We start from the raw sequence: 13626 nt of genomic DNA, 5'->3' as shown, positions 1-13626 counted from the left end.
GGTTTACGGGAACGGGGTGGAGGCGAAGTTAGGAAGCGCGGTTAATGCGACATGAATGCCCACACACAAAAGCAATCGATACGTGGGCTGCTGGACGTGCAGGAATTGCCGCAAGGTTCCTGCGATGCCGATCAATTCCTGCCGGTCAGGCGTCGGTCAACCAAGGCTTAACCATCTAACGTGCTGACGATCCTCAAGTCGGCATTGGCACGTGATTTGCGAACACGCATGCCAACGACACGGAGAGGACACGACGATGAAAATCACCTTGAAGAACTTCCTCGCCGACGAGCGCGGCGCGACCGCGATCAAGTACGGCCTGATCGCGGCCCGCATCGCGCTTGCGATCGTCACCGTCGTGAACGGCATGGGCAGCAAGCTCAACACCAAATTCGGGTCGATCAGCACGTCGCTGAAATAACGCCGCGCTCAGGCGCGGTAATGGCCGGACTTGCCGCCGAGCTTCTCGACGAGATGGATGCCCTCGATGCGCACGCCGCGCTCGACCGCCTTGATCATGTCGTAGATGGTGAGGCAGGCGACGGACACGGCCGTGAGCGCCTCCATCTCGACGCCGGTCGGGCCCGTCACCTTCACGCTGGCACGGACGAGGCAGCCCGGCAGCTTCGCGTCCGGCTCGATATCGACCGTGACCTTCGACAGCGCGAGCGGATGGCAGAGCGGGATCAGCTCCGAGGTGCGCTTGGCGGCCATGATGCCGGCGATGCGCGCGGTGCCGAGCACGTCGCCTTTCTTGGCGTTGCCCGAGACAATGAGATCAAGCGTCGCCGTGGTCATGAGGACGCGGCCTTCCGCGACCGCAAGCCGTTCGGTCGCGGGCTTGTCCGAGACGTCCACCATCCGCGCCTCGCCGGACGCACCGATATGGGTGAGGGCAGGGCCGGCCTTGGTCTTGGCGGGCCTTGTCCTGGTGGGCTTTGTCGTAAGGGGCCCTGTCTTGGCCGGCTTGCGCGCCATGTCAGCGCGTACCGGTCGCGCGGGCTGTCGTCTCGCGCGCGAGCAGCGCGCGCGTGGCGGCGGTCACGTCAGCCTGCCGCATCAGGCTCTCGCCGACCAGGAAGGTCGACATGCCGACGCGCTCGAGCCGGGCGAGGTCGACGGGCGTGAAGATGCCGCTCTCGCCGACCATCAGCCGGTCCCCGGGAATCAGCGGCGCCAATGCTTCGCTGGTCGCGAGCGTGGTCTCGAAGGTGCGCAGGTTCCGGTTGTTGACGCCGATCATCGGCGAGCGCAGCTTGAGCGCGCGGTCGAGCTCGGCGCGGTCATGGATCTCGATCAGCACATCCATGCCATAGGCGATAGCCGTGTCTTCCAGGTCCCTGGCGGTGGCGTCGTCGAGCGCGGCCATGATGATCAGGATGCAGTCGGCGCCATGCGCGCGGGCTTCGACCACCTGATAGGCGTCGAACATGAAATCCTTGCGCAGCACCGGCAGCGCCGTCGCCGCACGCGCGGCCACCATGAAGTCGAGATGGCCCTGGAACGATGGCGTGTCCGTCAGCACCGAGAGGCAGGCGGCGCCGCCGGCCTCATAGGCCTTGGCAAGCTCTGGCGGATCGAAATCGGCGCGGATCAGCCCCTTCGATGGCGAGGCCTTCTTGACCTCGGCGATCAGCGCGAAGTCGCCGTCGGCATGCTTGGCCTTGATGGCGCGCAGGAAGCCGCGCGGGGCTCCTTGCGCCTTGGCCTTTGCTTCGACAACGGAGAACGGCTGCGCGCGCTTGGCAGCCGCGATCTCTTCGCGCTTGTACGTCTCGATCTTGGTCAGGATGTCCGACATGTCAGGCTCAGCCGTTGGAGACCGCGATCAGATGCTTCAGCCGTGCGTTCGCCGCGCCGCTGTCGAGCGATTTTGCGCCGATCGCGACGCCCTCCTTGAGGTCCTTGGCACGCCCGGCCACGACCAGCGCGGCCGCCGCGTTCATCAGTGCCACGTCGCGGTAGGGGCTCGGCTTGCCGTTGAGCACGCTTTGCAGCGCAATCGCATTGGCGTCGGCGTCTCCTCCCTTGAGCGCACCGGGCTCGCAGCGCGGCAGCCCCGCTTCCTCCGGCGTCACCTCGAAGTTCCTGATCTCGCCATTGTGGAGCGAGGATACGAAAGTCGGGCCGGTGAGGGTGATTTCGTCGAGGCCGTCGGAGCCGTGCACCACCCAGGCGGATTCTGAGCCGAGGTTCTTGAGCACCTGCGCCAGCGGCTGCACCCATTGCCGCGAGAACACGCCGACCATCTGCCGCTTCACGCCGGCCGGATTGGACAACGGGCCGAGCAAATTGAAGATCGTGCGGGTGGCGAGCTCGACCCGGGTCGGGCCGACGTTCTTCATGGCGGGATGGTGGGCGGGGGCGAACATGAAGCCGATGCCGCATTCGCGCACGCAACGTCCGACGTGCTCCGGCCTGAGGTCGATCTTCACCCCGAGCGCAGCCAGCACATCGGCGGCGCCCGAGCGCGACGACAGTGCGCGGTTGCCGTGCTTGGCCACCGGCACGCCGGCGCCCGAGACGATGAAGGAGGCGCAGGTCGAGACGTTGACCGAGCCGGAGCCGTCGCCGCCCGTGCCGACGATGTCGATGGCGTCGGGCGGTGCCGTCACGGTCAGCATCTTGGACCGCATCGCAGCGACCGCGCCGGTGATCTCGTCCACGGTCTCGCCGCGCACCCGCAGCGCCATCAGCAGGCCGCCCATCTGCGAGGGCGTGGCTTCGCCCGACATCATGGCGTCGAAGGCGGAAGCCGCTTCGTCACGCGACAGGCTGGCGCCGGTCGCCACTTTTCCAATGATCGATTTCAGGTCGTCCATCGCGTGCTTTCAACTCACTGGTTCGCGCCGGTCACCTGCGCGAAGGCGGCCTGATTAATGGTGGTCCCGATGTCGGTTTCAAGCTTGTTGACGTAGGCAGCGACCTGCTCCTCGGTCTGCGCCCGGTCGAGGCTGTCTTTCAGCTTCTTGACCGCGTCGGAGGCCGCGTCGGCCGCGGGATCGATGATGTCGGTGACGCGGAAGACGATCACTTCGCTGCCGCCGTTCACGGGCGTCTGTCCGACGCCGTCCTTGGCGGTGCGGAAGGCGGCCGCCACGACGGTGCCGGGCACGCCGGCGGGCGAGTCGTCGCGCTTGAAACCGGTCGCGGTCTCGACCTTGACGCCGATCGCTGCGGCTTCATCGGCAAGCTTGCCGCCCGCTTCGAGCTTCTGCAGCATCTCGGTCGCCTTGGCCTTCAGCTTGGTCGCGATCTGGTCCTGGCGCCAGCGGGCCTCGACCTGGTCGCGGACCTCGTCGAGATTGCGATCGCGCGAGGGCGTGATGGCGAGCACGTCGTACCAGACATAGCCGCCCTTGAACGAGATCGCGTCGTTGTCGACGCCGACGTCGGTGTTGAAGGCCTGCGACACCACGTCGAGGCCCTGCGGGATGTTGGCGACCGGCTGGCCGTTCGGGGCGCGGCCGGAGCGGTCGACGGCGTCGATGGTGACGGCGGTGAGGCCGAGCTTCTGCGCCGCGTCGATCACGCTGGCGCCGCCACCGCGTTCGTCTTCCATCTTGTCGCGGAGATCGGCGACCTTGACGCGCGCGCGCTCGGTCGCGATCTCGCGCTTGATGTCGCCGACGAGGCTGGCGTAGTTCGCCTCGACGCCCGGCTCGATCTTGTCGACCTTGACGATCGCGGTGCCGAGACGGCCCTGGATCGGCTGGCTGATCTCGCCCGCGGCAAGCGCGAAGGCGGCGTCGCCAACCGCCGGGTCGAGCGACGATTTGGTCACGAGCCCGAGATCGACGTCGGAGGCGCTCAGTCCGCGCTCCTTGCCGAGATCCTCGAACGACATTCCGCCGGCGAGGCGCTCGCGTGCGGTCTGCGCCTCAGTCGTGTTGGGGAACACGATCTGGTGGATCTGGCGCTTCTCCGCCGTGCCGAGCCGGTCCTTGCGCTGTTCGAACACCTTCTTCGCGTCCTCGTCGGAGACTTCGGTCCATTTGCCGATCTCTTCCGGCGAGATCACGACGAAGGCGATCTTGCGATATTCGGGCGCGCGGAACTGGACCTTGTGATCCTCGAAATAGGCGGCGATCGCCTCGGGCGAGGGCGCATCGATGGTGCCTGCCTGGGCTGCGTCGAGCCTGACGAACTCGATGGCGCGCTGCTCGTTCTGGAAGCGCGTCAGCACGTCGATCATCGCCTTCGGCGGCTCAAGGCCGGCGCCGATCGTGCCGGTGATCTGCCGGCGCAGCGACACCTTGCGCTGCTCGGAGACGTAGCGCTGTTCGGTATAGCCGAAGTTGCGGATCACGGCCTGGAAGCGGTTCGGATCGAAGCTGCCGCCGACGCCCTTGAAGTTGGGGTCGTTCATGATGACCTGGCGGATCTGGTCGTCGGACTGGCCGAGCCCGAGCCGGCGCGCCTCTTCGTCGAGGGCTGCTTCCGCGATCGTCTGCTGCAGCACCTGACGGTCGAGGCCGAAGGCGCGGGCCTGATCAGGCGTCAGCGGACGGCCGAACTGGCGGCTGATCTGTTGCAGGCGGTCGGTATAGATCTGGCGGAACTCGTTCAGCGAAATCTCGGTGTGGCCGATCTTGGCCACAGTGGACTGCCCGAAGCCCTTGAAGATGTCGGCGATGCCCCAAATGCCGAAACTGACGATCAACACGCCCATCACCACGGCCATAATGGTCTTGCCGAGCCAGTTTGATGAGGCCTTGCGCATTCCTCGAAGCATTTGGTCCAACTTGTTTGGTCAGGAGGGGAACGGGAGCGCGTCTTAATGCAGATTCCGCAAAAGCGCGTCACCAAATTGATAGATCATCATAAAGTGGCGGCTTTCCCCCCGCAACCTCAGGTCACGCGGCCTCACGAAGCTGCGGTTAAAAGCCCCTGGTCTCTGGAACTGCCGCAGCAGCTCTGCTAGCGCATGCCCAAACCTCATTTTGCTGGAAATTGACATGACCGACGCCATCCGACCGCTGATCGCCGGCAATTGGAAAATGAACGGCCTGAAGGCCTCCGCTGCCGAATTCGACGCCATGCTCAATGGCGCGGCAGACGTGGCCGCCAAGGCCGATCTGCTGGTCTGCCCGCCGGCGACCCTGATCGCGGCCTTTGCCGACAAGGCGCGCGGCAAGAAGGTCGCGGTGGGGGCCCAGGATTGCCATCCCAAGGCCTCCGGCGCCCATACCGGCGATATTGCCACCGAAATGCTGGCGGATGCGGGCGCGACCGCCATCATCGTCGGCCATTCCGAGCGCCGCGCCGACCATGGCGAGGGCGATGCCTTGGTGCGGCAGAAGGCGGAAGCCGCCTGGCGGGCCGGGGTGACGGCGATCGTCTGCATCGGCGAGACGCAAGCCCAGCGCGATGCCGGCCAGACCCTGGACATCCTGCGCGGCCAGCTCGACGGCTCGCTGCCGGACGGCTCTACCGCAGCCAACCTGGTCGTGGCCTATGAGCCAGTCTGGGCAATCGGCACCGGCCTGACCCCCACGGTCCAGGATGTCGAGCAGATTCATGGATTTATACGGGAATTCCTGACCTCCCGGTTTAGGGCGGACGGGGCGAAGATGCGGATCCTCTATGGCGGTTCGGTCAAGCCCTCGAACGCGGCCGAGTTGATGGCCGTGAAGAACGTCAATGGAGCGCTGGTCGGCGGCGCCAGCCTCAAGGCGGCCGATTTCCTTGCGATCGCCAAGGGCTGCCCCTAGCTAACCCAAACCGTTGGGCCGTACCCGATCGGGGGTGGCAATGCCGTTTCCGATCGTGTAACACCGCGCAACTTCAGGAAAACCCGCGAAGCGCGATCGGCCGCCGTCTCGGCGCTGTCGGCTTGTGACGGAAGGGCACTATGCAGACTGTTGTCATCGTCATCCATCTCATGATCGTTGCCGTCATGATCGGCGCCGTCCTGCTCCAGAAGTCGGAAGGCGGCGGCCTCGGCATGGGCGGAGGCGCGGGCTTCATGTCGAGCCGCGGCACCGCGAATCTTTTGTCGCGGACGACCGCGATCCTCGCTGCCGGCTTCTTCCTGACCAGCCTGTTCCTGTCCTGGTACGCCGGATACAACCGCGCACCTTCGTCGATCATTGGCCAGCCGGCATCGCAGGGCCAGCCGGCCGGCGGATCGCCGATTGCGCCGCCGACCTCGGGGGGCATTCTGGATTCGCTGAAGAAGGCCGACGAGCAGCAGGCCCCGGCAGCGCCAAGCGGTCCGCAGGTGCCTCGTTCGCAATAAAGCAGGGGGGCCATGCAGGACGGCTTCTACCGTCCTGCATCAACAATCCCCATCAAGGCACTGTCACCACTCTTCGTTCCGGTTCACCCACAGGCCCGCAAAATCTTTGGGGCGGAAGACGAATCGCTTTGGCGAATCGAATTCGAGGGATTAGAGGTTAAGTCCCATGGCGCGGTACATATTCATCACCGGCGGCGTGGTTTCTTCGCTCGGCAAGGGTCTGGCTTCAGCGGCACTCGGTGCGCTGTTGCAGGCCCGGGGCTACAAGGTCCGCCTCCGTAAGCTCGACCCCTATCTCAACCTCGATCCCGGAACGATGTCGCCGTATCAGCACGGCGAAGTGTTCGTGACCGATGACGGCGCGGAGACCGATCTCGATCTCGGTCACTACGAGCGCTTCACCGGGCGGCCGGCGACCAAGGCCGACAACATCACGACGGGGCGGATCTACCAGGACATCATCACCAAGGAGCGCCGAGGCGATTATCTCGGCGCGACCATCCAGGTGGTTCCGCACGTCACCAACGCCATCAAGGAATTCGTCCTCGACGGCAATGACGACTACGACTTCGTGCTGGTCGAGATCGGCGGCACCGTCGGCGACATCGAGGGCCTGCCGTTCTTCGAGGCGATCCGGCAGCTCAAGAACGATCTGCCGCGCGATCATGCCGTTTACATCCATCTCACGCTGCTGCCCTACATTCCGAGCGCCGGCGAATTGAAGACGAAGCCGACGCAGCACTCGGTGAAGGAGCTGCGCTCGATCGGCATTCAGCCGGACATCCTGCTCTGCCGCACCGACCGCGAGATCCCGAAGGAAGAGCGGCGCAAGCTCGGGCTGTTCTGCAACGTGCGTGAAAGCGCGGTGATCGAGGCGCGCGACGTCGACAACATCTATGCTGTCCCTGAGGCCTACCACAACGCGGGCCTCGACGACGAAGTGCTCGCCGCCTTCGGCATCGCCTCGCGGATTCCGCCGGAGCTGCGGAGCTGGCAGCAGATCAACGAGCGCGTGCGCAATCCCGAAGGCAACGTCACCATCGCCATCGTCGGCAAATACACCGGCATGAAGGATGCATATAAGTCGCTGATCGAGGCGCTCTCGCATGGCGGCATCGCCAACAAGGTGAAGGTCAATCTTGACTGGATCGAGAGCGAGATCTTCGAGAAGGAAGATCCCGCGCCGTTCCTCGAGCACGTCAACGGCATCCTGGTGCCCGGCGGATTCGGCCAGCGTGGCGCGGAAGGCAAGATCCGCGCGGCGCAGTTCGCGCGCGAACGCGACGTGCCGTATTTCGGCATCTGCTTCGGCATGCAGATGGCGGTGATCGAGGCCGCGCGCAATCTCGTCGGCATCGAGGACGCCAACTCCACCGAATTCGGCCCGACCAAGGAGCCCTTGGTCGGCCTGATGACGGAATGGCTGCGCGGCAACGAGCTCGAGAAGCGCTCGCAGGCCGGCGATCTCGGCGGCACCATGCGGCTCGGCGCGTATCCCGCGGCACTCAATCGCGGCAGCCGCGTCTCGCAGGTCTATGGCGGCGCGACCGAGATTTCCGAGCGCCACCGCCACCGCTACGAGGTGAACACCGCCTACAAGGATCGCCTCGAGCAGCACGGCCTGAAATTCTCAGGGCTGTCGCCCGACGGCGTCCTGCCGGAGATCGTCGAATACGAGGATCACCCCTGGTTCATCGGCGTCCAGTTCCACCCCGAACTGAAGTCGCGGCCTTTTGAGCCGCATCCTCTGTTCGCCTCCTTCATTCAGGCGGCGATGGTGCAGAGCCGGCTGGTCTGATGGCTCAGCGCGCGGGGGAGTAGTCGCGCGCGTGATGGATCGGCTCCAAGGCGACTCGCGTCGAGGATTCCGGCGCAAGCGATCCCGTGACGAGCTTCATCTGCGGCCGCCGTGTCAGCTTGTAGACGGCGGCGGGCGGCACGTTCAGCAGGGCGCGATCGACCAGCGTGGCGCGTAAGCCCAGCCGATCGAGAATCGGCCGCGGCACCGGGCAGCTCATGCCATAGGTGAACTGGTAGAATGCGCCGCCGGGGCGGACATAGTTGAACGCGCCACTGACGATCGAGACGACCTTGCGCGTCGACATGTTGAGCAGCGGCAGGCCGCTTATGACCGCGCCGACGGGCGCGCCGTCATAGAGGCGCTCCGTCGTCAGCCGCCCCGCATCCATCCACAAGACGCGCGCGTTGGGAAAGCGCACTTGCAGAAGCTTCATGAAGTCGGAGCCGTATTCGATCAGCGTGAGGTCCTGCTGGCGCACGCCGCGTTTCAGGAGCTTGTAGGTGAATGCGCCGGTGCCGGGGCCGAGCTCGAGGATTGGACCGGTCGATGCGGTGATCTCGCGCGTGATCAGATCGGCGAGCGCCGCGCCTGATGGCGCGATCGCGCCGACCCGACGCGGGGCCGACATCCAGGACAGGAAGAAGGAGAGGAAATCGTTGGGCATGCGCGCTCCGGCATCTTGGTTGCACCTCGAAAGATCAGAGGTGAGGCGGATGCAGTGTCACGGCCGTGCATTGCGACAGCATTGCGCTGTGAGGGGAGCAGTCGGATTGATTCAACCTTGCGGGATTGGGCGCAGCGTTATTCTGAAACAGGCGCCGCCGTCCGGCCCGTCCGTGACCGAGACGTGGCCGCCATGCAGGTGCACGATCTCGCGCACCATGTTGAGGCCGAGGCCGGCACCGCGATCGAGCGGCGTCAGCCGATAGAACGGCTCGAAGATCTGCTCGCGTTGTTCGGCCGGAATGCCGGCGCCTTCGTCCGTGACTTCGATGCTCGCGGGTCTGCTGACACGAATGCCGATGGTGCCGCGGCGAGGACCGTGCTGAATCGCGTTCTGCACGAGGTTGGTCAGCGCACGTTCCAACGCGGCTGCGTCACCGAGCGTCTCGATTGGCGTCGTGGGTGCATCGAGCGCCAGCTCGTAGCCGGCCGCAATCGCGAGCGGCGCGAGGTCGGCAGCCGCGCCTTGAGCGACCCGGACAAGGTCGACGCGCGCGAACGGATGGCCGCAGCGGTCGAGCCGCTGAATGTCCAGCAACTGCTCGGCAAGCGTCGCCAGCCGCGCGGCATCTTCCAGCAGCCGGGTCTTGTCCGGCCCCGGGGCGAGCGACTCCAGGCGCGTGTTGAGGATCGCGATCGGCGTGCGCAGCTCGTGTGCGGCGTCGGCGACGAAACGCTTGTGGCGGGCATAGCCCTGGTCGAGCCGCGCCAGCGCGTCATTGACCGCAGTCACGAGCGGCACGACCTCCAGAGGAATACGCTCCACCGACAGACGCGCGCCGCGCTGATGGATGTCGATGCGACGCGCTTGGTCCGCGGTCGTATCGAGTCCTCTGAAGGCACGCCGCACGATCATCGGTGTCGCGATGAAGGTCGCGGTTCCCATCAGAAGCAGGCCGGGCAGGGCGATGCCGAGGAATGCAAGCGATGTCATGACCAGCGTCTTGGCGCCGGTCATCCGGCCCTGCGTCGCCGTGATGACCTGCACATTGCCGGCCTCGGTGTCGACCCGCTTCAGCCGCGCCGCCGGCTTGCGCGGATCGTCCTCGAACATCTGCCAGCCGAGCCGCGCCTGGCTGATCTGGTCGAGGCCGCCGCCGATCGCGGCGAATTCGGCCGGCACGACACCTTCGGCGAGCGAATGTCCCTGCCGGTCACGGACCAGAAACCAGAGGTCTGGTGTCTCGCTACGCAATTGTTTGAGCTCGGGCGTCGACCGCAGGGTCAGGCCGCCCTGTGCGTCGCGCGCGAGTGCGCGCTGCACGACATCGATCACGCGATCCTCGTCGCGCTCGGCGAGCACGAAGCCTGACGCGAACAGCGCTCCGACGACGACGGCAACCAGTGCCAGGAGCAGCGCGGCCTGGAGCGAGAGCAGGCGCCAGCTCAGGCGCGAGCGCAGGCAATAGGGATCGTCGTGCCTGCTCATGGCAGCTTCTTCAGGAGATAGCCGACGCCGCGAATGCCGTGGATCTCGATGCCGGCATCCGCCTCGGCGAGCTTGCGGCGCAGCCGCGAAATATGCGTGTCCAGCGCGTTCGACTGGATCTCGTCGTCGAAATTGTAGACGGCCTCTTCCAGCGCCGAGCGCAGCACGGTGCGGCCGAGGCGGCGGATCAGTGCCTCGAGCACCAGGAGTTCGCGGCGCGGCAGCTCGAACGGCTGGCCGTCGATGCTCGCCTCGCGATGGCCGACATCGAAGGCGAGGCGGCCTGCGCGGATGACATCCGGCGTAAGTCCCGCGGGGCGCCGCATCACGGCGCGCAGGCGCGCCAGCAGCTCCTCGACCGCGAACGGCTTGGCCAGATAATCGTCGGCACCGCTGTCGAGCCCGGCGATCCGGTCGGCGAGCTCGCCGCGCGCGGTCAGGACGATGATCGGCACGCCGTCGGCGCGCGCCCGGAGCTTCGGAATCAGTGCAAGGCCGTCGCCGTCGGGGAGCTGGCGGTCGAGCAGGACTGCGACATGGACGTCGGCGGAAATGGCCTCTTCCGCCTCGGCAAGTGTAGGGGCATGGTCTACCACCATGTCGTAGCGCTTCAGCGCCGACGACAGCGCGCCGGCCATCTCCGCCTCATCTTCGACGAGCAAAATCCGCATGATCCGGCACCTGGGCTCCAACCAAAGCCATTCTAGCGGCCCGATCATTGCGGCAGCATTGCGGGAGCCCGACGTGGTGCGTCGTCGAAGGCTGTCTAGCCATGCGCGAAACGCGACAGGGGCAGCCGGGCAGGGCTCAAGACATGGTCATGGCCAGCCGTTATAACCGCCCGATCTGTTCGGGGAGGAAGCAAGAATGATCTATGAAATGCGCGTCTATCGCTGCGTGCCCGGCCGCTTGCCGGCGCTCTTGAAGCGGTTCGAGACGGCGACGCTGAAGATCTGGGAAAAGCACGGCATCCGCCAGGCCGGATTCTTCACCACGCTGATCGGTGAATCCAGCCAGGAGCTGACCTATTTCCTCGCCTGGGAGTCGCTCGCCGAGCGCGAGAAGAAGTGGGGCGCGTTCGTGACCGATCCGGACTGGCACGAGGCGCGGGCGAAGTCGGAGGCGGACGGCCAGATCGTCGGCAATATCGTCAGCCAGCTCCTGACGCCGACCGCTTTCTCGGCGGTGAAATAGCGCCGGCGGCGCCCGCGGAACTTCGGCGCAACCCTGATATTCTGACAGCCCGGGCCGAATGGGGTTGATCCGACCCCGATGGCGGTTATGGTCGCGCGGAAACGAGGGATTTGCCTTGAGCTCTTCGACGTCAGCGGCGCCGGTTGTCACCATTGGTACGGTCAAGTTCGGCAATGATCTGCCGATCTCGATCATTGCGGGACCCTGCCAGCTCGAAAGCCGCCAGCACGCGCTGGAGGTGGCCTCCGCGCTGAAGGAGATCGCCGCGCGGCTGAACATCGGTCTCGTCTACAAGACCTCGTTCGACAAGGCCAACCGCACCAGTGCGTCGGCGGCGCGCGGGCTCGGGCTCGCGCAGTCGCTGCCGATCTTCGCCGAGATCCGCTCCTCGCTCGGCCTGCCGGTGCTGACCGACGTGCACGAGGCCACGCAATGCGCCGAGGTGGCGCAGGCCGTGGACATCCTGCAGATCCCCGCCTTCCTGTGCCGGCAGACCGATCTGCTGCTGGCGGCGGCCGCGACCGGCAAGGTCGTCAACGTCAAGAAGGGCCAGTTCCTGGCGCCCTGGGACATGGCGAACGTCGTCACCAAGATCACGAGCGCGAACAATCCGAACGTGCTCGTCACCGAGCGCGGCGCCTCCTTTGGCTACAACACGCTGGTCTCCGACATGCGCGCGCTGCCGATCCTGGCGCGCACCACCGGTGCGCCCGTGATCTTCGACGCCACCCATTCGGTGCAGCAGCCGGGCGGGAAGGGGACGTCCTCCGGCGGCGAGCGCGAATTCGTGCCGGTACTGGCGCGGGCGGCGGTCGCGGTCGGTGTCGCCGGCGTCTTCATCGAGACCCATCCCGATCCCGATAGCGCGCCTTCCGACGGCCCCAACATGGTGCCGCTGCGCGAGTTCGAAGGCCTGATCCGCAGGCTAATGGCGTTCGACGCGCTCGCAAAGAACCCGCGCTGATGCAGCAAGGCGAGGCGCGGCCGCACGATCACGGTCTGCCGGCCGCGCTCTACGTCATCTCCGGCGCGAGCTTCGCCGCGGCGCTGTCGGCGCGTGCGCTCGATCCGGTGCTGCCGCATGTCGCCGAGGATTTTGGCGTCAGCATCGCGACCGCCGCCGGCTTTGCCGCGGTGTTCGCTTTCACCTTCTCGATCATCCAGCCGATCGTCGGCGCGGCCGCCGATCTGTTCGGCAAGACGCGGCTGATGATCGGCTGCCTCGCGCTGCTCGGCCTTGCCAATATTCTCGGCGCGCTCTCGACCTCGTTCTCGGTTCTGTTTGCGACCCGTATCCTTGCCGGCATCGGCTCGGGCGGCGTGTTTCCGGTGGCGCTCAGCCTGACCAGCGATCTGGTCGGTCCGGAGAAGCGGCAGGTCGCGATCAGCCGCACGCTCGCCGGCGCCATGACCGGCAATCTGCTCGGTGCCTCGGCCTCAGGCCTGATCGGCGACTTCCTCGGCTGGCGCGGCGTGCTGGCGGTGCTCGGCGTGCTCGTGATCGTTGCCTCGATCGCGGTCGCCGCCGGCTTTCGCGGCGCCAAGGTCAAGCATCCGCCGAAGACGAGCCTGTCGGCGCTGAAGGCCGGCTATCGCACCATCTTCACCAACCCCAATGCGTATGTGTGCTATTCGGCGGTGTTCGTCGAAGGCTGCTGCGTGCTCGGCCTGTTTCCCTATATCGCCTCGTTCCTGTTCGAGCTCGGCCAGACCTCGCTCTCGATCGCCGGAATCGTCATCGCGGGCTTCGCGGTGGGCGGCCTGTTCTACACGCTGACGGTGTCGCGCCTGCTGCCGTGGCTCGGCATGAAGGGAATGATGATCGCGGGCATGACGCTGGTGGCCTCGCAGCTCGTCGCCGTGGCCTTCGGTCCGCGCTGGGAGGTGCAGGCGCTGAACCTCATCGTCATGGGCTGGGGCTTCTACATCGCCCATGGCTGTCTCCAGGTGTTCGCCAGCGAGCTCTCAGTCGAGGCGCGAGCCACCGCGCTGTCCCTGCACTCGTTCTTCTTCTTCATGGGACAGACGGTCGGGCCGCTCGCCTACGGCTTCGGCCTCCAGCACGGCGGCAAGGTGCCGACGCTGTTTGTGAGCGCCGCGATCATGGTGGTCCTCGGCATCGTCTGCGCCCGGTTGCTCAAGCCGCGTGCACCTTCCGACGCGCGGTGAGACTCTATTCGGTTCCTTAGGGGGATCGCCCCCACCACGACACCGTCGACCCCGTATACATGGCACACG

General features: G+C 66.1%; 14 protein-coding genes. 7 read left to right on the top strand and 7 right to left on the bottom strand.

Going from position 1 to position 13626, the window contains the following annotated elements; all coding sequences use genetic code 11:
* Positions 1 to 256 precede the first annotated feature (256 nt).
* Entirely contained in the window at positions 257 to 421 is a 165-nt protein-coding gene (locus XI09_RS24090; protein WP_271569073.1) for a Flp family type IVb pilin, read from the top strand.
* An 8-nt stretch (positions 422 to 429) separates the two neighbouring features.
* Here XI09_RS24090 and moaC read toward each other — a convergent pair whose 3' ends face one another.
* Genes moaC through XI09_RS24070 form a run of 4 tightly spaced genes read right to left on the bottom strand, consistent with a single transcriptional unit; the run spans position 430 to position 4735 of the window.
* Entirely contained in the window at positions 430 to 978 is a 549-nt protein-coding gene (gene moaC / locus XI09_RS24085) for a cyclic pyranopterin monophosphate synthase MoaC (RefSeq protein WP_271569072.1), read from the bottom strand.
* A 1-nt stretch (position 979) separates the two neighbouring features.
* A complete protein-coding gene (gene trpC / locus XI09_RS24080) occupies positions 980 to 1801 on the bottom strand; it encodes an indole-3-glycerol phosphate synthase TrpC (protein WP_271569071.1) in 822 nt (273 codons plus the stop codon).
* 7 nt (positions 1802 to 1808) lie between these two features.
* A complete protein-coding gene (trpD, locus tag XI09_RS24075) occupies positions 1809 to 2822 on the bottom strand; it encodes an anthranilate phosphoribosyltransferase (protein WP_271569070.1) in 1014 nt (337 codons plus the stop codon).
* Positions 2823 to 2836: 14 nt separating this feature from the next.
* A complete protein-coding gene (locus XI09_RS24070) occupies positions 2837 to 4735 on the bottom strand; it encodes a SurA N-terminal domain-containing protein (RefSeq protein WP_271569069.1) in 1899 nt (632 codons plus the stop codon).
* A gap of 223 nt (positions 4736 to 4958) precedes the next feature.
* Between XI09_RS24070 and tpiA the strand changes: the two genes are divergently transcribed.
* From tpiA to XI09_RS24055, 3 genes are all read left to right on the top strand, one after another.
* Positions 4959 to 5714, top strand: a complete 756-nt coding sequence (gene tpiA, locus XI09_RS24065; protein ID WP_271569068.1) for a triose-phosphate isomerase — start codon at positions 4959 to 4961, stop codon at positions 5712 to 5714.
* 140 nt (positions 5715 to 5854) lie between these two features.
* Positions 5855 to 6241: a preprotein translocase subunit SecG gene (gene secG, locus XI09_RS24060; RefSeq protein ID WP_027545834.1), complete on the top strand. Its 387-nt coding sequence runs from the start codon at positions 5855 to 5857 to the stop codon at positions 6239 to 6241.
* Positions 6242 to 6407: 166 nt separating this feature from the next.
* Entirely contained in the window at positions 6408 to 8039 is a 1632-nt protein-coding gene (locus XI09_RS24055) for a CTP synthase (RefSeq protein WP_011087573.1), read from the top strand.
* Between the two features lie 4 nt (positions 8040 to 8043).
* Here XI09_RS24055 and XI09_RS24050 read toward each other — a convergent pair whose 3' ends face one another.
* The 3 genes from XI09_RS24050 to XI09_RS24040 all read right to left on the bottom strand — a co-directional run bounded on the left by XI09_RS24050 (position 8044) and on the right by XI09_RS24040 (position 10865).
* Complete coding sequence (locus tag XI09_RS24050) at positions 8044 to 8706, bottom strand: class I SAM-dependent methyltransferase (protein WP_271569067.1); 663 nt, start codon at positions 8704 to 8706, stop codon at positions 8044 to 8046.
* Between the two features lie 111 nt (positions 8707 to 8817).
* Positions 8818 to 10194, bottom strand: a complete 1377-nt coding sequence (locus XI09_RS24045) for a sensor histidine kinase (protein WP_271569066.1) — start codon at positions 10192 to 10194, stop codon at positions 8818 to 8820.
* Positions 10191 to 10865, bottom strand: a complete 675-nt coding sequence (locus XI09_RS24040; RefSeq protein ID WP_271569065.1) for a response regulator — start codon at positions 10863 to 10865, stop codon at positions 10191 to 10193. Before XI09_RS24040 ends, XI09_RS24045 begins: the two co-directional genes overlap by 4 nt.
* Positions 10866 to 11061: 196 nt before the next feature.
* Between XI09_RS24040 and XI09_RS24035 the strand changes: the two genes are divergently transcribed.
* The 3 genes from XI09_RS24035 to XI09_RS24025 all read left to right on the top strand — a co-directional run bounded on the left by XI09_RS24035 (position 11062) and on the right by XI09_RS24025 (position 13557).
* Entirely contained in the window at positions 11062 to 11388 is a 327-nt protein-coding gene (locus XI09_RS24035; RefSeq protein WP_027545839.1) for an NIPSNAP family protein, read from the top strand.
* A gap of 115 nt (positions 11389 to 11503) precedes the next feature.
* Positions 11504 to 12352 (top strand): 3-deoxy-8-phosphooctulonate synthase, encoded by an 849-nt coding sequence (gene kdsA, locus XI09_RS24030; RefSeq protein ID WP_271569064.1) that lies wholly within the window; start codon positions 11504 to 11506, stop codon positions 12350 to 12352.
* A complete protein-coding gene (locus XI09_RS24025) occupies positions 12352 to 13557 on the top strand; it encodes an MFS transporter (protein WP_271569063.1) in 1206 nt (401 codons plus the stop codon). Before kdsA ends, XI09_RS24025 begins: the two co-directional genes overlap by 1 nt.
* Positions 13558 to 13626: the final 69 nt, after the last annotated feature.

It is taken from the genome of Bradyrhizobium sp. CCBAU 11386, assembly GCF_028128955.1.
Lineage (GTDB): Bacteria > Pseudomonadota > Alphaproteobacteria > Rhizobiales > Xanthobacteraceae > Bradyrhizobium.
Note: the sequence above shows the minus strand (reverse complement) of the source record. Positions and strands in the feature narration are given on the sequence as shown.